Raw genomic sequence first — 19,731 nt, forward strand, 5'->3', positions numbered from 1 at the left:
CTGCTTACTTGGGCGGTTTCAAGTCTGGATCTTGCGCCTCTAACATTTCGACCAGCGGCTGAAACTGCTCGCGATTATGATCGTTAATATGCATTAAAATGCGATGCGCCTCTAGAATGCGATTGCGCAAGCCTTCTTCATCCGCTGGCATTTCTGGAAGCTCTTCTTCGGCATTGGGCATGTTATCGGCTAGAGGCTCATGCATCAGCGTAAAAAAGCGCGCAAAGCCCATCACATCAAGCATTTGGCGCACATCGGGGTTATCCACGATGATGGTCGGTGACTGCTCCAAACGTCCTTTTACGGCCATCGCCACTTTCGCCAGAAACCCCAGCGCCGTGGAGTCCACATTGGTGGCCTCTCGCAGGTCAATCATTAGCACCTTAAGCCCTGGCGTTTGCGATAACTGCTGAGCTTGGCTGTCAAGCGTTGCACATAGCGTCAAGCGCACATCACCACAAAGTTTTAATACAAAAACACCGGATTCGAACGCCGCTTTAATGCGGCCTTCTTCAATCAGCATGACCAAATCCGCTCACCATCATGATTGTCAGATCGTCGGGCAGAGCACTGCGATCGGAGCCGTCATTATTTTCTAGCAACTCTTCGGATGAGAGATGGCTGCTAGTGACAACTAGACGATCGTGCAGTTGCTCAAGCGTGGCACTCTCACTTACTAAATGCTCAAGTTCCTTGAGCCGCGAGTCGAGTGAGTCACCCGGCAAGCATTCCAAAACGCCATCTGAACATAGCCAGAGAGTAAATTGAGGCGGTAGCTCACAACTCAGCGAAGGATAGTCAATATCAGGAAAAAGCCCAACCGGCATTCCCTCTCCTTCCAAGCGTACAAGCTGGCCGTAGGCGTGCAGCAACGGCATAGGCAATTGCGCACCGAGAGAATAGTGCAGCGTCTGCGCCTGATGGTCAATCACACCAACAAAAAGCGTCGCATGTTTACCAATATCGGTCCCTTGAAGCTCACGATTAAGGGCCGCCAACCAATCAGCAGGTAAGTGCTCCGGGTGCTTTCCGTCCCATTCACTCAGCCAGCGGTTGCACAAATACTTCAACAACACGGTCACAAAAGCCGAAGACGCCCCGTGGCCTGATACATCCGCAAAGTAAAAGGCACTGTAACGCTCGTTGTAGCGCTGATAGTCGAGAAAATCGCCCGATAAATAGAGTGACGGCGCAAACCAATAATCGAAAAAGACATCGTTGAGCATTTTTGGATGCGCCGGTAGCAGTCGGCGTTGAATATGCCCACCACTTTGCTGATCCATTCGCAGCAACGCAAGGTGCGTTTCCAGGCTTTCGTTCAGTTCCGCCAACCGTTCGCGGTCACGCTCGCGCTCAAGCGCTAGGTTGTGAAGCTCGATGGCCTTACGAATCATACGGCGCAACAGTTCCGCATGGCGAAGCGGGTGAACAATGTAATCCACTAACCCAACGTCGACGGCTTTTATCAAATCGGCGTCTTGGCGCGAATCGCTTACCACCAGCGTGGGCAAGCAGTGCGTTAGCTGCGACCACTGCTGACGCGGCACCGCACGCGCGTGTGCGACGATCAATGCCGTCTCAACCGGCAAGTGATCGATACTATCGGCGGCATATACGCTCATGTCGTTGCAGGTAATCGCCTCGGCAAGGGCATCACGCTCTTCACCGGGCTCGTCAATGACTGCAATCAGCTGCTTAGAACGCTGCATGAAAAACCTCAGTCAGCGCCATTTTCATCAAAGTCGGCGTCATTAAAATCCGCGTCGTCAAATTCAAAGTCGTCGGCGGCAAAGGGGTCTTCACCCAGTTCGCCATCGTTGATTTCAAACTGGCGGCTTTGCAGGTAGGCATCCCGAATAAAGCGGTAGCGGTCGCCGCGAATCATCTCTTCACGATCTAGCAACCCAGCGCGCGTATCCACCACGCTTAATACCGTCAGGGCGATTTCCGTTGTCTCGTCGTTTAAATACATGACAGGATCCGCGGCACGATCTGCTGGCAAGCCTGTCGTATCGCGCAACGTACTTGGACCTAACAGCGGCAACATCAGGTAACGTGAATCTTCCCAACCCCAAACGGCAAGCGTCTGGCCAAAGTCTTCCTCATCCCCGGTAATCTCCATTCGGGTGGCGACATCAAAGAGCCCGCCAATACCCACCGTGGAGTTGATGATTAAACGCGAGGTGGAAAGGCTGGCGTTTCTTCCCTTCCCTTGCAGCAGGCTATTCACCACCGTGCGCACTTCCCCAAGGTTGGAAAAAAAGTTGCCCACACTGGTTTCTACTGGGTCGGGGGTTATCGTGCGATAACCACGCGCCACCGGCTTTAGCGCATAGCGGTCGAGCACATCATTAAAGACAAAAACGCGTCGATTAAAGCTTTCCCAAGGGTCTTCAGGATGAGGCGCTTTGGCGGTTTGTGAACTGGCACAGCCGGCTAGAAACACCGTTATGCCTAGCGTAAGGGGGAACCACTTGGCGCGTTGCAGGCATTCCTTTGCGCGCGATTGGAAAAGCGTCGACATGAGCATTTCTCTCTATAATGTCCTCTCAAACAGATTACACACGCTGCAGTATGATGCTCCCAGCACTGTAACCCGCCCCAAACGAGCAGATCACGCCGATATCACCACTGACAAGCCCCTCTCGGTGCAGGTGGAACGCGATAATAGAGCCTGCCGAGCTCGTATTCGCGTAGCGATCAAGAATAATCGGCGCTTGTATTTCATCTGGATCAACGCCCAGCACTTTACGTGCAATCAAATCATTCATATGGCGGTTGGCTTGATGAAGCCACATACGCTTGAGATCAGCACTGGTAAGCGCTAGCGACGTTAGGTGCTGGGTAATCAGCTTCGCCACCAACGGGCAAACCTCTTTGAACACCCGCCGACCTTCTTGCACAAATAGCTTATCAATGGCCAATGGATCGCTATCCGTGACGCGGTTCAAAAAGCCCGCGTTATTGCGGATGGCGTTTGAAAACCGCGTGACAAGCTTAGTGCCTAATACTTCATACTGCTCTAACGCTGTCGCCACGTGCTTACTTTCTAATACCACTGCCGTACAAGCATCGCCGAAAATAAAGTGGCTGTCACGGTCTCGAAAGTTTAAATGTGCCGAACATATCTCGGGATTGACCACCAACGCCCGTTTTACACTGCCGGAGGCAATCGCATTGGTTGCTGTTTCGATCGCAAACGTCGCCGAGCTGCAGGCCACGTTCATGTCAAAACCGTACCCCTGCGCACCCAGCGCATCCTGCAACTCCACGGCCACCGCCGGATAGGCCCGCTCTAAATTGGAGCAACCGACAATGACAAGCTCAATATCCTGCGCGTCCACCCCGGCGGTTTGAAGGGCTTGCGTCGCCGCCTTGAGCGCCATATCACACTGGATTGAAGGCTCATCATTACGTCGCTCTGGCAGCTTAGGGCGCATCCGCTGCGGATCCAAAATACCTTCGGCATCAAGCACGTAACGACTTTTGATGCCGGAAGCTTTCTCAATGAATTCACTGCTTGAGTCAGCTAGCGGCTCGCATTCACCCGCGGCAATCGCCTCGGCGTTACGTGCATTCTCCTGCGCGACCCATGTATTGAACGCCGCAACCAATGCGTCGTTATCAATGGCGTGTTCCGGTGTATAAAGACCCGTACCGGTAATCACCACGTCTGTCATGCCATTCTCCTCTCGGCACAATGCTGCCTTTTCTCGCGATTAAGCGAGTTCATGTTGTGTTACCAGCCGCGCCGGTAGCGTCACTGTGTGCTTTTCATGGGCGTTTGGCTAGTGCTTTCCCCTTAGCCTACCCGCCAGCCTCACTAGGTATCGGTTATCGACTGCCAGTGTTTTTCCAAACGCTTAACCGAAACCGGCATTTTGGTACCTAATTGTTGGGCAAATAATGAAACACGGAGTTCTTGAAGCCACCAACCAAAAGCGACAAGCGCTGGGTCTTCAACATTTCCCCGCCGCTGGGACTCACGACGAGCCTCCCAGCGCGCCTCTAGCGCTTGGACCTCGCTCATCAACAACTGATCCCTCCCGCGTTCGCGCGGGGCTTTTTCTAGCCGAATCAACGCCGCCTGCATATAGCGCGGATACTCGGCCAACCACTCACCAGCATCACTGATAAAACCGGGGTACACCAGGCGTTGCATCTGCGCTTTAATGTCGCTGTACGTCAACGCTAGGGCAAAATTCAGCTCCCCTTTTAGCTGTTTGCTAACATCTAAATGCGCCTTTAACGCCGCATCGGCTTGTGCAAGCAGTTGCTCGGCATGAGGGACAAGCGCGTCGCGGCAGCCTTCAAGACGCGCTGAGAGCTCACGTGAGGCGCGCGGCAACGGATCCACCGCCACCACTTGAGCAAACGTCGCCCGCACTAAATCGTCGACTAACGCCTGCTTACTGCCCACCTTGGCAAACAGCAGCGCACAGGTTTCCACGCCGCGTAACCGCTTGATGGCTTTCACCTGATCGGGGCATTTTGCCATTGCCAAACGCGCCACCCCATCGCGGTGGGCCGCCTCTGCTTTAGCGGGGTGATCAAAGAGCGCTACGTTGAATTGATCATTTTCACTCACCAGCGCCGGGTACGCTTCCACGCGAATACCCGCCTGCTCGGTAATTTTCGATTCGGGCAACGGCTTATCGGGAAGCTCGGCCACGGCGGGCGCTGTGCTTGCCTGCGCGGCGAGTGCTTGGGCACCGGCACTGGCCGCCTCTTCAAAACGCTTTTCCAGCGCGCGTGCATCGCGCCCTTGCCCTAGTACCTCACCCGCGTGATTGACCACCCGCACGTTCATAATCAAGTGCGGCTCAAGCTGATCCCAACGCCAATCATCGGGATGCACGCGCACACCCGTACGGCGGCGAATAAACTCCCCTAACGCGTCTGTCAGAGGACGCTCGTCCGCTACCAACGTCTCCAAGGCCGCATCGACCCAATCGGGTATGGGGACCACTTGACGGCGGATCGATTTGGGCAGCGATTTCATTAGCGCAATGCACTTCTCGCGCAACAGTCCCGGCACCAACCACTCAAGCGCGTGAACGGGCAACTGCGACAGCATCGCCGCGGGCACGGTGATGGTCACGCCGTCGTCTTCTGCTCCTGGGGCAAAATGGTAGCTCAGCGGGTAGCTCACCCCGCCCAGCGTTAAATGATCGGGGTATTGGGTCTTGGTGATTTCTGTCGCATCGCGGGCTTTCAGCGTTTCCAAGTCGAGCTTTAACGCATTGGGGTCATCACGCTCGACCTGTTTGCGCCAATGCTCAAAGCCTTTACCGTTCACGATATCGGCCGGGATGCGCTCGTCATAAAAGGCAAATAATGTCTCTTCATCGACCAAGATATCGCGCTTACGCGCGCGGTCTTCCAAGTCGGTCACTTCATCGATCAGAGCGCGGTTATGGGCGAAAAATTCACCCTCGGTGCGAAACTCGCCTTCGACCAACGCGCGACGGATAAACAGCTCGCGGGATTCCTCGGGGGCAATAGGGCCGTAGTGCACTCGGCGCCCGGTCACAATCGGCAAGCCAAAAAGCGTCACCTGCTCTTTGGCCACCACTTGGGCGCGTTTCATTTCCCAGTGCGGGTCCGCATAGCTGCGCTTGAACAAGTGTTGGGCCTGAGGCTCGATCCAAGTGGGGTCGATCTTGGCCACGGTACGGGCAAAAATCCGCGAGGTTTCAACCAATTCGAAGGCCATCACCCATTTGGGTGATTTTTTGGCCAACCCGGAGCCGGGGTGAATCATAAACTTGCGGTTACGCGCACCGAGATATTCGCGGTTTTCGGTCAAAAGCCCTAAATGGGATAACAGCCCAGACAGCAGCGATTGATGCAGTTTGCCGGACGTTTTGCGCCGCGCTTGGCGCGCTTGCTCTTCACTCTGTTCGGGATCGCGCGGCAACGGCGCGGGTACCTCGATCTCCATATCGCGCAGCAGTTGACGCAGTTGGCGGAAGGTATCGTGCCATTCACGCACGCGCAGGTAATTAATATAGTGCTCGCGGCACCAACGACGCAGTTGATTACCTGAGAGCGCCTCGCGGGCGTTTTCCACGCCGTGCCAGAGGTTTAGCAGCGCGACGAAATCGGAATCCGGATCGTGCCAGCGCTGGTGCGCTTGATCCGCTGCCTGACGTTTATCCGTCGGGCGATCGCGGGGGTCCTGAATCGCCAGCGCCGACACCACCACCAACACCTCGCGTAAGCTTCCGCGTTCAGCGCCTTCAAGCACCATACGCGCCAGACGCGGGTCGATCGGTAGCCGCGCTAATTTACGCCCAAGCTTTGTCAGCCGCTGCGCTTCGCTCACCGCGCCAAGCTCGAACAATAAGCGAAAGCCATCTTTCACGAAGCGGCTATCCGGCGGGTCTACGAACGGAAAGTCCTCGATATCGCCAAGCTTAAGCGCCAGCATCGACAAAATCACCGAGGCAAGATTGGTCCGCTGGATTTCCGGGTCGGTAAACTCAGGCCGTGAGAGAAAGTCGTCTTCATCGTAGAGGCGAATACACACCCCTTCCGCGATACGCCCGCAGCGGCCCTTGCGCTGGTTGGCGCTTGCCTGACTGACCGGCTCAACGGGCAGGCGCTGAATTTTGGACCGGTAGCTGTAACGGCTAATGCGCACTAACCCAGGGTCGATAACATAACGAATACCGGGCACGGTGAGCGAGGTCTCCGCCACATTGGTGGCCAGCACGATACGCCGACCTTTATGTGGGGCGAAAACGCGATTTTGCTCCGCGTTGGAAAGGCGCGCATATAACGGCAGAATCTCGGTGCCGTTAAGATCGGCGCGGCGCAGTGTATCGGCGGTTTCACGAATTTCCCGCTCGCCGGGCAGGAAGATAAGCACATCGCGCGGGCCGTGCAGCCACCCTTTAGCGCGTTCAATCTGCTCAATTTCCTCTACTGCGTGAAGAATCCCTTCTTGAAGCGTGCGATCTTCTTCGTCATCGCCGTCGCGCACCAACGGCCGATACTGCACGTCAACAGGGTACGTGCGTCCGGTGACTTCCACTACCGGCGCAGGGGCTTTCGCCGTGCCAAAGTGCGCGGCAAAGCGCTCCACGTCGATGGTCGCCGAGGTGATGATCACTTTGAGATCGGGGCGCTTAGGTAGCAGGCGTTTAAGGTAGCCGAGGAGAAAATCAATATTGAGGCTGCGCTCGTGCGCCTCGTCAATGATGATCGTGTCATAACGCAGCAGCAGCGGGTCGTGCTGGGTTTCGGCCAGCAAAATACCGTCAGTCATCAGCTTGACCAGGGTGGATTGATTGCTCTGGTCGGTGAAACGCACCTGATAGCCCACCTGCTCGCCCAGCGGCACTTCGAGCTCTTCTGCCAAACGGGTGGCAACGCTGCGCGCGGCCAGCCGCCGCGGCTGAGTATGACCAATCAGCCCACGCCGACCACGGCCAAGTTCCAAACAAATTTTGGGCAGCTGCGTGGTCTTACCCGAACCGGTTTCACCGGCCACGACCACGACTTGATGATCGCGCAGCGCATGAAGGATATCCTCGCGACGCTCCACCACAGGAAGTTCTGCGGGGTAGTTAAGCGTGACGCGCTGATGTTTACGCTGCTCGATCACACCTTGCGCGCGCGCCACTTCCTGCTCAATGTTATCCAGCCCGCGGTCGATGGGCTTTTGCTCACGCAAACGCCGCTTAAGTCCTACCAAACGTTTATTTAGCGCTTCGGCATCGCGGTGCATTAACGTAGCAGTCGCCTGGTGCAAACGCTCAAGGCGCTTCTCGTCGCTCTGGGGTAAAGGCGTGTCAGTGGTCACAATCGACGTTGATTCCTGTCCGGTCAGGTTATGCTATTGCCAAAACAATACAGCCCGCTCACTTGAGCGGGCCATCATAGTGTAACGCTTTCGCTTGGGTCGCGGCTAACCTAGCGTGACGCGCTGTCCTCATCGCGCAAATGCCGACGGAGCACTTTGCCCACGTTGGTTTTAGGCAATTCATCACGAAATTCCACAAATTTCGGCACTTTATAGCCCGTCAGCTCTTTTTTGCACCAGTCGCGTAGCGTTTTCGCATCCAGCTGGTCGTTTTTGGCCACCACGTAGAGTTTAATCGCCTCTCCACTGGTTTCGTCTGCAATGCCAACGGCCGCGCTTTCCAAAACATCCGGGTGCGCCGCCACCACATCTTCGACCTCGTTGGGGTAGACGTTAAAGCCCGAGACCAGAATCATGTCCTTCTTGCGATCGACAATGCGGATATAGCCATCTTCTTGCAGCACGGCAATATCGCCGGTATGGAACCAGCCATCGGCGTCAATCGAATGGCGGGTTTCTTCCTCGCGCTGCCAGTAGCCTTTCATCACCTGCGGGCCTTTCACGCACAGCTCACCCGACTCACCGAGAGGTAAGTCGTTACCGTCAACGTCTACCCCTTTGACTTGCGTGCCCGCGACCGGCTTGCCGATGCTACCCAGCTGAATAGCGTCACTCGGGTTAAAGCTGACAATAGGCGAGGTTTCCGTCAGGCCGTAACCTTCGGCCACGGGGCACCCCGTGATGTCTTCCCAACGCTTAGCCGCGGCTTTGGTCAGCGCCATCCCGCCGGAGATCGTGAGATGCAGCTTGGAGAAATCCAGCTGTTTGAAGTCCTCGCGGTTGCAAAGAGCGTTAAACAGCGTATTTAAGCCGATAAACCCGGTGAACGGCAGCCCTTTCAGCTCTTTAACGAAGCTATCTAAATCGCGCGGGTTGGTAATCAGCAACGAGTGGTTACCGGTTTCCATCAAAAACAGGCAGTTCACCGTAAACGTGTAAATGTGATAAACCGGCAACGGTGCAACGACAAGCTCCACGCCGTCGGTGAGATTACCGCCAATCGCCGCCCGCGCTTGCAGCATGTTCGACACTAAGTTGCGATGGGTGAGCATTGCGCCTTTGGGCATGCCGGTGGTACCACCGGTGTACTGCAGGGCGGCGAGATCTTCTTGATGGCGATGGACATCCTGGTGCTCAAGCGACGCGCCTTTTTTTAGCGCCTCACGAAATGAAAGCGCGCTAGGCAGCGAGTACGGCGGCACCATTTTTTTCACGTGCTTCACCACGGCATTCACCAACCAGCGTTTAGGGGCGCCGTGAAGGTCAGCAAGCTCGGTGATCAGCACGTGTTTAATGTCAGTTTTATCCAGTACACGCTCTAACTTATCGGCCATGTTGGCCAAAATCACAATTGCCTTGGCGTTGGAATCTTTGAACTGGTGCGCCATTTCCCGCTCGGTATAGAGCGGATTGGTATTCACAACAACAAGGCCCGCACGAAGCGCACCAAACACCGCCACCGGAAACTGCAACACATTAGGCAGCTGGATGGCGATACGATCCCCCGGCTCAAGGTCGGTTTCATGTTGAAGCCAAGCGGCAAAATCTCCCGATAAGCGGTCAAGGTCGGCAAAACTAAGCGTCTGCCCCATGCAGGTAAAAGCCGGTTTGGAAGAAAATCGCTTTACGGCAGCGTGAAACACGTCCGTCACTGAATCATATTGCTCAAGCCCTTCAAGGGGTGGGCCTTGAAGCACCGTCGCTTCGTTTACGTGGGTATTGGCATGCTCACTCATCCGTAATCTCCGCTAGTGGGGTCGATACTGATACCGACCTTATTGTTATTAAGCCGTTCTTAGAACCGCTTTTAGAACCATTTACACCCTTTTCTTAAACGATATACGACTCCACCAACACTGTAAAACGATCGCTTGAAACTTTTGTTTTAGTTAAAGCACATTAATCACGTTGGAAGGCGCTAAAGCAGTCTTGAATTTCACCATCCTTCCACACCAAAAGCTCACCTGGCGCCATGTGCTGCCAAGTTTCATTATGGGTGAGCGGCTCGGTCGCAATCACCGACACAATATCGTTGGGCGTTGTGTGCTCAACAAAATTCACCGTGAGTTCCGCATCAGAAAGCTCCGCCTCGCCAAAAGGTGCGCGGCGGGTAATGTGTGCCAGCTTCGTCGAACAGAAGGTGTATAAGTACACGCCATCGGAGAGCAGTAAATTAAAGACGCCGAGCCCCCGCAGGCGCTCACACAAAATATGAAGATGCCGCCACAAGCGCGTAGAATCCGCTGGCGGCTCGGGAAATACCCGCCGTAGCTCGCCCATCAAAAAGCAAAACGCGTGCTCGCTATCGGTGGACCCCACTGGCGTGTAAGTCTCCAGCGGCAAATCCTCCCAATCACTGAGCTGACCATTATGCGCATAGCACCAAGGACGACCCCACATTTCGCGGGTAAACGGGTGTGTATTGGCCAAGCGCACGCCACCCACATTGGCTTGCCGAATGTGGCTGATCACCACATTGGATTTAATGGGGTAGTCGCAAATCAGCCGCGCGATAGGAGAGTCCACCGAAGGGTGCGGATCGCGAAATTCGCGATAGCCGCCCTCTTCATAAAACGCAATGCCCCAGCCATCGCGATGCGGGCCGGTGCCGCCACCGCGGTGCAAAAACCCGGCAAAGCTAAAGCAGATATCGGTCGGCACATTAGCGCTCATGCCCAAAAGTTCGCACATGCTGCCACTCCTTTGGCGTGTTAGAGCACCGGCTCGCGACGCTGCGTGGCGTGGTGCTGCGTCGCTTGAGGCTCAGGCGCGGCATGACTGTCTTGCTCCTCACGCTCGCTTGCTACCGGGCGACGCCACCACCAAAGCGCCACGCCAATCAAAATACCCACGACCACGCCGATCAATAACCACATTAACCCCGCGCGCAGCGCGCTGGCGTTGCTTTCCATAACACCGATGGCTGCCACCATTGCCGACGGCGCCCAGCCGGTATAAAACTCGCCTTCTTCCACCAGCGGTAAACGAAACCGCGCTGGTGCCCACATGGCGCCGGCGATTCCCCAGGTCAACACTAAACGCGGCAACCGTGGTAATAGCGCCAACGCGAAGTAAACGGCCACTAACACCAACAGCGAAACGCCGTAATAGGTTAACCAAAGCAGTGACATTGAATCAGCAAACAGCATAATACCCTCACACAATACGTTTCACGCGGGCGAACATGCCCGACACTCATTTTGTTAATGGTACCTATCAATTGAGCAAAGCACAGCCAAGCAACGCAAGCCTTTCGCCTGTCACCCGCTTCTTTCGTGCCGATGATCCGCACTGGCACTGGCTTGAAAACGCTGAAGCGCCTGACGTACGTGCGTTTTTGGAGGCGGCCAACACGCAGCACGCGGCGTGGTTTGCGCCGCTTGAACCGCTAGCCAACTCTCTCTATGACGGCCATCTGGCGCGCCGTGAGCTGGCCATCACCGGCCTTGAGACCGCCCTTGACCACTTTACGTTTTACAGTGAAACGGGCGCTGACGATGACTACCCCCGCTGGTGGCGCTACCCCAATGGCCAGCCGAGCCTCCGTGAGTGCTTTTTTGACCTGCCCGAGCGTGCCGCGGAGCACGATTTTTTCGACATTGGTGATATGGCGCTGCCCCCCGACGAACAGTGGCTCGCCTGGACAGAAGACACCCAAGGCGATGAGCGTTTTACGCTGTGGCTCAAGCGCTTGCCCGATGGTGAGCCGCAACGCCTGCTCAACGATATCGGCCCGAGCCTGTGCTGGACAGAAGATCAAACCGCCCATGGCGCCACGCTACTTTTTACCCGGTTTGATGCGACCCAACGCCCGGATAGCATTTGGCGGCTGCCGCTTTCTTGGCGCGATGGCACTATTTCTGCCGAGACGCCCTCGCGCGTATTTTCTGAGCCAGACGCTGAGTTCTGGGTGGGCATCGGCAAAACACGCTCAAAGGCATGGCTGTTGATCGAGTCAGCGTCCAAAGATACCAGCGAAATTCACGCACTGCCGGCCCAAACACCGGCGGCAACGCTCAAGTGCCTACACCCGAGAAAGCCCGGCGTTGAAGCAAGCATCGAGCATCGCCCTGGAGCCTTCTACCGCTTGTATAACCACGCTGGACCGCATTTTCAGCTTGATGTCATTACCGAGACAGACGCATTGGCGGGCGGTATCGATGCCCGCAACGCTTGGCAAACGCTTATTGCCCACCGTCAAGACGCCACGCTGGAAGGCGTCGATGCATTTGCTTGGGGGTTGGTCGTTGCCGAGCGCGACCACCAAGACGCGCAGGTATACTTGCGCCGACTCGTTCTGAATGACGCGCTTGATGACGCGCCAAGTGAAATGCCCCAGGTCACACTGGATGAACACTTAGCACTTCCCGAGACACCCTGCTCGCAGCTTCTTGAAGACGCCCCGCACTTTGCCACCACGACACTTCGGCTGCGTGAAGAATCATTTACTCAGCCACCACGCTGGGTGGAATTGGATTTAACCAGCCGGGAGCGTCGCGTGGTCAAAACGCAGCCGCTTTACGGTGACCTTCAGCCCGAGCAGCTTGTCAGCCAACAAATGTGGGCGCAAAGCGCCGACGGCGAGCAAGTGCCGGTATCCATCGTCATGCGCGCGGACCTCGCCAACCGGGCTGAAAGCGGGCAGCCGCTGCCAACGCTGCTTTATGGCTATGGCGCTTACGGTGAACCACTCGACCCATGGTTTTCGATTGCACGGCTGGAGCTTCTCGCCCGTGGTGTCGTCTTTGCCGTAGCGCACGTGCGCGGCGGCGGTGAACGCGGCGAGCCGTGGTACTTAAACGGCAAAATGGCGCATAAAGAAAACAGCTTTCACGACTTTCTCGCCGCCCGCGATGCCCTTGTTAACAGTGGCATAAGCGATGCGCGCCGCATCGTGGCGGTTGGCGCGAGCGCCGGCGGTATGCTGATTGGCACCTGCGTCAACCGCGCCCCAAACGCTTTTTGCGCGGCGGTGTTAGACGTGCCGTTTCTCGACGTGCTGCGCACCATGCAAAACCCAGAACTTCCGCTCACAACGGCTGAGTACAGCGAATGGGGCAACCCGGAAGACCCCGACGTCGCCAAGCGCATGGCGGCCTACTCGCCGCTGGATAACGTCACCGCGCAAACCTACCCGGCGCTTTGGATCGAAGGAAACTGGTTTGATACGCGGGTGGGCTACTGGGAGCCGGCAAAATTTTATGCCCGCGTGAGCCAATGCCAGCAAGGTAACGCCCCCATCTTGCTTCACACCGATATGGACAGCGGCCACGGCGGGGCTTCTGGCCGGTTTAAAGCGTGGCGCGATGCCGCGCGTCAGGATGCGTTTATTCTCTGGGCGCTGGGCTTAGCATAGCGTTAAAAGTGTCAAAGGTGTGTAGCGCCCCCTCCCCCATTGAGCCCCACTCGTGGGGCGGGCATTTGGCAACAGCAAAGCACCAAAACACCTGCCAGAAGTCGTCGCCTAGCGGGTGTGGCGCCGTAAAAAAGCGCATTGGGGCAGCACTGCCCAAACGTTGATGGACATGGTGGGCGATCATATCACCGCCTAAACGCGAGCCCTCAAGGACGTACAGCGCGCCCAAGACACGCGCTTTGGTGGCCGGCACGCCTATCATGGGTGGCGACAAAAAGGCTTCAGCTTTACCAGAGGACGTCAATCCAAGGGCGGCGATATCGGCCGCTAATAGCGGGGCGCGCGGCACCACGGGGTAGGCCAGCGCAAAGGCGTCAAGCGCTTGTGTGACCCATTGCTCAAGCCAGCTCACGGCAGGATAAAGCGCGGCTAGCGCACGGGCGTAGTGGTCAAGATCAAGCTCGGCTTGCATCAGCGGCTTAAGTTTCGGGTGCTGATCGACGCGATGGTGTGCTTGACGCGTGTAGCGTTTGAGAAAACGCGCGAGCTCATTCGCTTCCACGGGCACCCTCTTCCTCGGATAGACGCTTGGCTTGCTTTAGCAAGGCGCGCAGCTTGAAAAGGTAAAGCCGAGCGCTAGGCGACCACGGCCGGCTATGCCCCAGACGCTGCTCTACCCAGGCTTCAAACGAGCGCCTTGGTGCAATTCCGCGCCCATCTTGACGATAATCCACCGGCTTATCCGGGCTGCCGCCCCAGGTCACTTGGTAAAGCGACTCTTCGCGGCATAGGTAAAGCTCGGCGGTGTGGTGCGTGTCAAGGGCAAGATCGCGGACCACGGCCACACCCGCGACGGCCGTTAACGGGAGATGAGGGCAATCGTGCGCGAGTTGCTCGCTTAACCATACCGAATCGCCCTCCTGGCTAACCTGCGCCTTCAGCACGGCAAGTGCCTCTGTCGACAACACACTGCCTTGGGTGTAATAAGTATCGCCGATTTGCAGCAACACGCCGTCGGCCTGAAACGTGTCCAGCAGCCACTGACTGAGCTCCGGCCAGGCAGCTTCCAAAGAGCCATGGCGCACCATTACGTCCTGTGCCTGCCTAAAATGGTGCTGCAAACCCTCGAATACCTGCAAGCGCCGGCGCGCTTTATAATCGCGCAGGCGCAGATTAAAGGCATGGACTTCGGCGTGCATCGCGCTTAGTTGGCTAACGGTCAGCTGTCGCGGCGCCGCGGCGTGGCAAGAAATCAGTGCGTCAAGCTCGCCACCGAGCACAATGGGCAGCGATACCGCTGCGCTGACGCCCATGTTGGTCATGTACTCCACATGAATTGGCGAAGCGCTGCGTAAGTCGACCCACGAGAGGTTAGGCACGGTACCCTCTTCGCGGCTGACAATCGCGACCGGCTCTGCTTCGCCATGGGGAATGGTGCGCCACGGGTTTTGTAGGTAAAGCTCGCGGGCAATTTGCGGAATATCGCTTGCCGGAAAACGCAACCCCAGGTAGCGCCCCATGCTCGCCTCACGCACCACTTCCGCCATCACTTCACCATCGCCTTCGGGCAAAAAGCGATAGTAAAGCACGCGGTCAAAGCCGCTCATGTCCTGTAACGTTTGCAGTAGCTGTTCGCACTGTGTGGCGAGCTCTGCGCTATCTTCGGGTAGCGACTGCGACGAGACCGGCGCCGTGAGTGGACGGGCATGGGCCAGAACCGGATAAAGCTCAAAGAGGCGCTGCTCGCCGTTGTCGCTGACGACGACATCAAATTCATACTCGGATAAATGGCACTGCCCCATATAGCGCTCACCGCGTTCAAGGCTCGCCGCACTGGCGTCAACCTCCTGCAAAAAATGCGGCAGCGGCTGCCCCAGCAGCCCCCCTGGCGTCATGTCTTCGCCTAGCCAATCCGCAACGTTGGCAGACACGTGAGAAACCACTCATTGGTGGTCACACACCAACAGCACGCCGTGGGGCTGAATAGCACCGGAAAGGTGTAATTTTTCTTGCTCGCATTGCGCAATAAAACCGGGACTATAAACCATTCATAACACTCCTGTGTGTCGCCTCCTACCTGCTGGGCCCCACTTATTATTAAGAGCTATCACCACTTCTGCTGGAGATTAATTGCGTATAGTCGTCTAGGGTCAGCGGGCGGGATAACAGATAGCCTTGCACAAAGTCACAGCCATTGCGGGCTAACCACGCCAGCTGCGCCTGGGTTTCCACGCCTTCGCCTACGGTGCGAATTTTAAGTGCTTTTGCCATCCCAAGGATTGCCATCGAAATCGCTTGATCGCTTTCATCATCGCCACCGAGGCCATCCACAAAGCTTTTATCAATCTTTAGCTCCGCCAGTGGCATCCGCTTTAAATAGGCAAGCGATGAGTAGCCGGTGCCAAAATCGTCAACCGCCAGTTTAATACCTGCGTCACGCAGCTTCTCAATATTGCCCAGCGCCGAGCTTGAGCGGTCAACCAACGTGCTTTCGGTAATTTCGACTTGAATTAACTCATGCCGCACGCGGTACTGCTTTAAAAGCGTAAACAAATGCGCGACAAAACGCTCCTCCTGAAAGCTGCGCGCGGAGACGTTCATGGCAACAGGCATCGGCGCCAACCCTTGTGCAATCCAGTCAGCAAGCTGACGTATCAAGATCAACGCCACGTAGCGATCCAGCTCTAAAATCAAGCCGGTGGCTTCCGCGACAGGGATGAAATCCGCCGGGCTCACTTTGCCAAGCTCGGGGTCTTCCCAGCGTAATAGCGCTTCCGCACCTACAAGTTTGCTGGGGTTAACGCTTGCAAACTTCGGCTGATACACTAGCGTTAGGCGCCCGTGCTCCATGCCTTCGCGCAACCCCTGCTCAATTGCCACGTCTCGCATTAGCCGCTCTTGAAGCTCCGGTTTAAATACCTCAAACCGGTCGCGACCGTTCTCTTTAGCACGGTACATCGCAGTATCCGCGGCTTTCGTCAAGCCGGCGGCATTTTCACTATCCACCGGGCAAAACGCCAAGCCGATGCTCGCCGTCACAAACAGCGAATGCCGGCGCACCTCGAACGGACGAGCCAGCGATTCAACAATGCGTTTTGCTACTTGTTCAGCGCCCTCAATGGTGGTGTCGACCAAAATAACGGTGAACTCATCGCCACCCAGACGAGCAACCGTATCTAGCTCACGCACTAACTCCCGCAGTCGCGCCGCCACCTGTATCAATAGCTCATCGCCCACATCGTGGCCGAGGGTATCGTTGATGGTTTTGAAGTTATCTAAATCCAAAAACATCAGCGCGCTCACCTGCTGAGTGCGCCGAGCATTGGCAATCGCCAATTGCAAGCGGTCTTGAAACAACGTGCGATTAGGTAAATCGGTGAGAGCATCGTGCGTGGCTAAATACTCAGCGTGACGCTGCGACTCTTTAATGTGGGTAATATCGGAAAACACGGCCACATAGAGTTGCTCATCATAGCGGTCTGGCTCAATACAGTTAAGCGTTAGCCATTGAGAGAAAAGCTCACCGTCGCGTCGCTGGTTACACACCTCTCCTTGCCAGAAGCCATGCTGCTCCACCACGCTCCAGATCACATCGCAGCTGTGCGGATCATTAGCATTTTCAGTCTGAAGGCTAGCACTGTGACGATTGATATCGCGGCGCTGAAGTCGGCCCATATCGGTCGCGTGAACGTCGCTGAAAGAATTCCCTTGTACGCTATGATGGGGCTCCGCGTATAAAAACGGCGCGGCGGGTTTATCCATAACCTCATTCGCCAGAAAGCCAGTAATCCGCGAGAAAGCGGCATTGACCGATTGCACCTGCCCACGGGAGTTAATCACCACAATCGCTTCACCGGCTTGCTCGTAGACTTTGGCGGCTACCTGCATTTCCCGCTCGGCAATCTTACGCTTGGTGATATTTTCCGCTTCGGTCAAAATCAGTTGCGGTTGACCTTGGGCATCACGTAGCACCTGGTGCGTGGTCGCAAAAATTTTCTGCACGCCCCATTCATCGATGAGGGCGTGTTCGGCTTGCACCATTTGCTGATAGCGCAGCGCCTCTAGATCCCGCGTCCAGACTGAGCCCGCGTACTCTTCAGGAAACACCTCGAAAGGGTTCTTGCCAATGAGGTCTTCTTCTTGTAACTCGAACGCTTTAAGAAACTGTGGGTTGGCAAACGTATAGCGTCCGTTTAAGTCTTTTAGCGCTAGCATGATGGTGGTGTTTTCCATCAGCGCGTGCAGCTGTGCTTCAAACTGTTTGAGCTTGGCCTGGGTTTGACTTAAATCCGTGATGTCCATCAGCGTGACGACTAATAGCTCCACGCTGCCCACGCGGCTAACCCCCGGGGTGACAACCCGTTGCAGCAAGCGACCGTCACATTTCACGGTTTGCTCATCGGGCATGCCTTGGCTCATGACACGCGATAAGATCGCACCCAGATCGCCGAGTGCTTCTGGCAGTCTCAATCCGCTCACTGGGCGGTTTAACGCCGTTGGACGAAAATTAAAGTAATGCGCGGCCGAAGCGTTATAGCGCTTTAAGCAACCGTCAGTATCAAACACCAGTAAAGGGAACTCTAGCGAGTCGTAAAGATAGATGTACTCTTCATTAAGCGCCGAGAGTTCAGCGGACTTAGCGCTAAACTCATCGTTGAGACTGATCAGCTCTTCATTGCTCGCCTGCAACTCTTCATTGGCGGCTTCCATCTCTTCGTTGGTGGCCTGAAGCTCTTCGTTTGCGGCTTGCGCTTCTTCATTTAACGACTGCATTTCTTCGTTAGCGCCTGCGAGCTCTTTAATTAACGATTGCAAGTGCTCACGGGTAGCGGCTAATTCTTCTTCGACACTGGCGCCCTCGGGAAGGCTAGGTGGCTCCATCAAGGGGTCAAGCGCGATGTCATGCGTGGCCTGCTCAGCCACTGGCTCGGGTTCTCTTGGCGGCTCATCTTGCTCATGGCCGATCCACTGCGGCGTTGACGATAGCGGCGACTGACGTTGCTGGGCAGGCTCGTGGCTATCGCCTTGCTTACAAAAGACGCGCTCGCGCCGATTTAGCGGCGTGAAAAGTGAGTCGGCTTGGCTAATACTTTCAGAACGGCCCAAAAACAGCACGCCGTGAGGGAGTAAAGCAAAGTGAAAACGCTGCAACACCTTGGCTTGCAGCTCGCTATCGAAGTAAATTAAGACGTTACGGCAAGTCACTAAATCTAAGCGTAGAAACGGCGGATCGCTCACCAGATTGTGCTTGGCAAACACAATCATATCGCGCAGCGTTTTTCCCACCTCAAAGCCGGAATCAGTGGCCGTAAAGTAGCGCTTAATTAGTGCCTGCGACAGCGTTTCAAGCGCCGGACCTACATAGTGCCCCCGCCGCGCGACCTCTAGCGCATTATCGTCAATGTCGGTGGCAAAAATTTGCACCATGCTGGGGCTTTCTTGTTGGCGTTTTGCCTCAGCCAACAAAATAGCGATTGAGTAGGCCTCTTCCCCCGTGGCACAGCCGGCCACCCAAACGCGAATGGCGTTACCGTCGGCTTTTTTGACAATCGCGTGCGCGGTTTTTTCTAGCGCCTCAAACGCCTCCCTGTCGCGGAAAAACGCCGTCACGGAGATCAAAATATCCCGCGCTAAAAGGTCGAGTTCAGCAGAATTACTTTCCACTAATTTGAGGTATTCCGCCATGTCCACTTGCTGAGTGGCTACCAAGCGGCGCCGAATGCGCCGGTTTAGGGTTCCCGGTTTATAGCCGGAAAAATCTAACTGACGATGCTCCTTTAATAGCTCAAGCAGTCGCTGGGAGACCTCTGTTTGGCTTTCCTCAAGATTGGCCTGTTCCACACGCACCAGTTCAGTCAAGCGCTGGGCGATGTCGTCAGGTGCCAGCACGTAATCGCCCATGCCGGCATCCAAAGCGGATTGCGGCATACCGGCATACTTAGCCGACTCGGGCGCTTGCACAAACGTAACGCCACCCGCGGCTAAAATCTCCCGTAGCCCGGCGGTGCCGTCTGAGCCAGTTCCGGAGAGCACAACCCCTACGGCGGCGTCTTTGGCATCGGCTGCCAGCGAGATAAAAAAGTCGTTAATCGAAGGATTCGGCATCACATGGGGTTTGCTAGATGCCGTATGCAATACGCCTTTTTTTATTGTCGTAGTGGTATCGGCCGGCACCACGTATATCACCCCTGCTTCGGGTGTTTGCGGGTAGGTGAGGCGCCTTACTTTCAAACGCGTTTCACGACTTAAAATATCCACCAGCATGCTTTTATGCGCGGGCGAAACGTGCTGTAGCACAACGTAGGCAATCGGCAGTTCAGGGTCGAGGGGGCGTATCAGTTGGGTTATCGCCTCTAGCCCACCGGCGGAAGCCCCCACTCCCACCACAATAGGCGGCACCGGAACACTCATCAGCAATCCTTGAGGTTGTAAACGCAGCTCGACGGCCACTCATGTTTTATTATTAGCTGCCTTCGCAGGGCAGTTTACCTAGCCAGTGCACAAT

The 19,731-nt window shown here is 55.9% G+C and carries 13 protein-coding genes; 1 reads left to right on the forward strand and 12 read right to left on the reverse strand.

Annotated elements, in window-relative coordinates:
* Window positions 1–4: 4 nt before the first annotated feature.
* The 8 genes from QC823_RS06075 to QC823_RS06110 all read right to left on the reverse strand — a co-directional run bounded on the left by QC823_RS06075 (window position 5) and on the right by QC823_RS06110 (window position 11,019).
* Complete coding sequence (locus tag QC823_RS06075) at window positions 5–523, reverse strand: STAS domain-containing protein (RefSeq protein WP_309655466.1); 519 nt, start codon at window positions 521–523, stop codon at window positions 5–7.
* On the reverse strand, window positions 513–1,709 hold the full coding sequence (locus tag QC823_RS06080) for a PP2C family protein-serine/threonine phosphatase (RefSeq protein WP_309655467.1): 1,197 nt from the start codon (window positions 1,707–1,709) through the stop codon (window positions 513–515). The genes QC823_RS06075 and QC823_RS06080 overlap by 11 nt, the downstream gene beginning before the upstream one ends.
* Window positions 1,710–1,717: 8 nt before the next feature.
* Window positions 1,718–2,524 carry an MlaA family lipoprotein gene (locus tag QC823_RS06085; RefSeq protein ID WP_309655468.1) on the reverse strand — a complete coding sequence of 269 codons (807 nt, stop codon included), beginning with the start codon at window positions 2,522–2,524 and terminating at the stop codon, window positions 1,718–1,720.
* 34 nt (window positions 2,525–2,558) lie between these two features.
* Window positions 2,559–3,680: a beta-ketoacyl-ACP synthase III gene (locus QC823_RS06090; protein WP_309655469.1), complete on the reverse strand. Its 1,122-nt coding sequence runs from the start codon at window positions 3,678–3,680 to the stop codon at window positions 2,559–2,561.
* A gap of 143 nt (window positions 3,681–3,823) precedes the next feature.
* Window positions 3,824–7,810: an ATP-dependent RNA helicase HrpA gene (gene hrpA / locus QC823_RS06095; protein ID WP_422823598.1), complete on the reverse strand. Its 3,987-nt coding sequence runs from the start codon at window positions 7,808–7,810 to the stop codon at window positions 3,824–3,826.
* A gap of 110 nt (window positions 7,811–7,920) precedes the next feature.
* Window positions 7,921–9,606 carry an AMP-binding protein gene (locus QC823_RS06100; protein ID WP_309655470.1) on the reverse strand — a complete coding sequence of 562 codons (1,686 nt, stop codon included), beginning with the start codon at window positions 9,604–9,606 and terminating at the stop codon, window positions 7,921–7,923.
* A 163-nt stretch (window positions 9,607–9,769) separates the two neighbouring features.
* A complete protein-coding gene (locus QC823_RS06105; RefSeq protein WP_309655471.1) occupies window positions 9,770–10,561 on the reverse strand; it encodes a class II glutamine amidotransferase in 792 nt (263 codons plus the stop codon).
* 20 nt (window positions 10,562–10,581) lie between these two features.
* The gene (locus QC823_RS06110) at window positions 10,582–11,019 is read right to left on the reverse strand and encodes a hypothetical protein (protein ID WP_309655472.1); all 438 of its coding nucleotides are present in this window, start codon (window positions 11,017–11,019) and stop codon (window positions 10,582–10,584) included.
* Between the two features lie 35 nt (window positions 11,020–11,054).
* Between QC823_RS06110 and QC823_RS06115 the strand changes: the two genes are divergently transcribed.
* Window positions 11,055–13,226, forward strand: a complete 2,172-nt coding sequence (locus QC823_RS06115) for a S9 family peptidase (RefSeq protein ID WP_309655473.1) — start codon at window positions 11,055–11,057, stop codon at window positions 13,224–13,226.
* Here QC823_RS06115 and QC823_RS06120 read toward each other — a convergent pair.
* From QC823_RS06120 to QC823_RS06130, 4 genes are read right to left on the reverse strand one after another with little or no spacing between them, the layout of a single operon-like run.
* Complete coding sequence (locus tag QC823_RS06120) at window positions 13,198–13,788, reverse strand: biliverdin-producing heme oxygenase (RefSeq protein ID WP_309655474.1); 591 nt, start codon at window positions 13,786–13,788, stop codon at window positions 13,198–13,200. The two genes, QC823_RS06115 and QC823_RS06120, sit on opposite strands and share 29 nt — an antisense overlap.
* Window positions 13,775–15,157 (reverse strand): GAF domain-containing protein, encoded by a 1,383-nt coding sequence (locus QC823_RS06125; protein WP_309655475.1) that lies wholly within the window; start codon window positions 15,155–15,157, stop codon window positions 13,775–13,777. Before QC823_RS06125 ends, QC823_RS06120 begins: the two co-directional genes overlap by 14 nt.
* 12 nt (window positions 15,158–15,169) lie before the next feature.
* Window positions 15,170–15,274 carry a hypothetical protein gene (locus tag QC823_RS16235; protein WP_422823599.1) on the reverse strand — a complete coding sequence of 35 codons (105 nt, stop codon included), beginning with the start codon at window positions 15,272–15,274 and terminating at the stop codon, window positions 15,170–15,172.
* 49 nt (window positions 15,275–15,323) lie between these two features.
* Complete coding sequence (locus QC823_RS06130; protein WP_309655476.1) at window positions 15,324–19,637, reverse strand: EAL domain-containing protein; 4,314 nt, start codon at window positions 19,635–19,637, stop codon at window positions 15,324–15,326.
* Window positions 19,638–19,731 lie beyond the last annotated feature (94 nt).

Origin of the sequence: Vreelandella vilamensis, from assembly GCF_031451755.1 — a bacterium.
In the GTDB taxonomy this organism is placed as follows: Bacteria; Pseudomonadota; Gammaproteobacteria; order Pseudomonadales; family Halomonadaceae; genus Vreelandella; species Vreelandella vilamensis.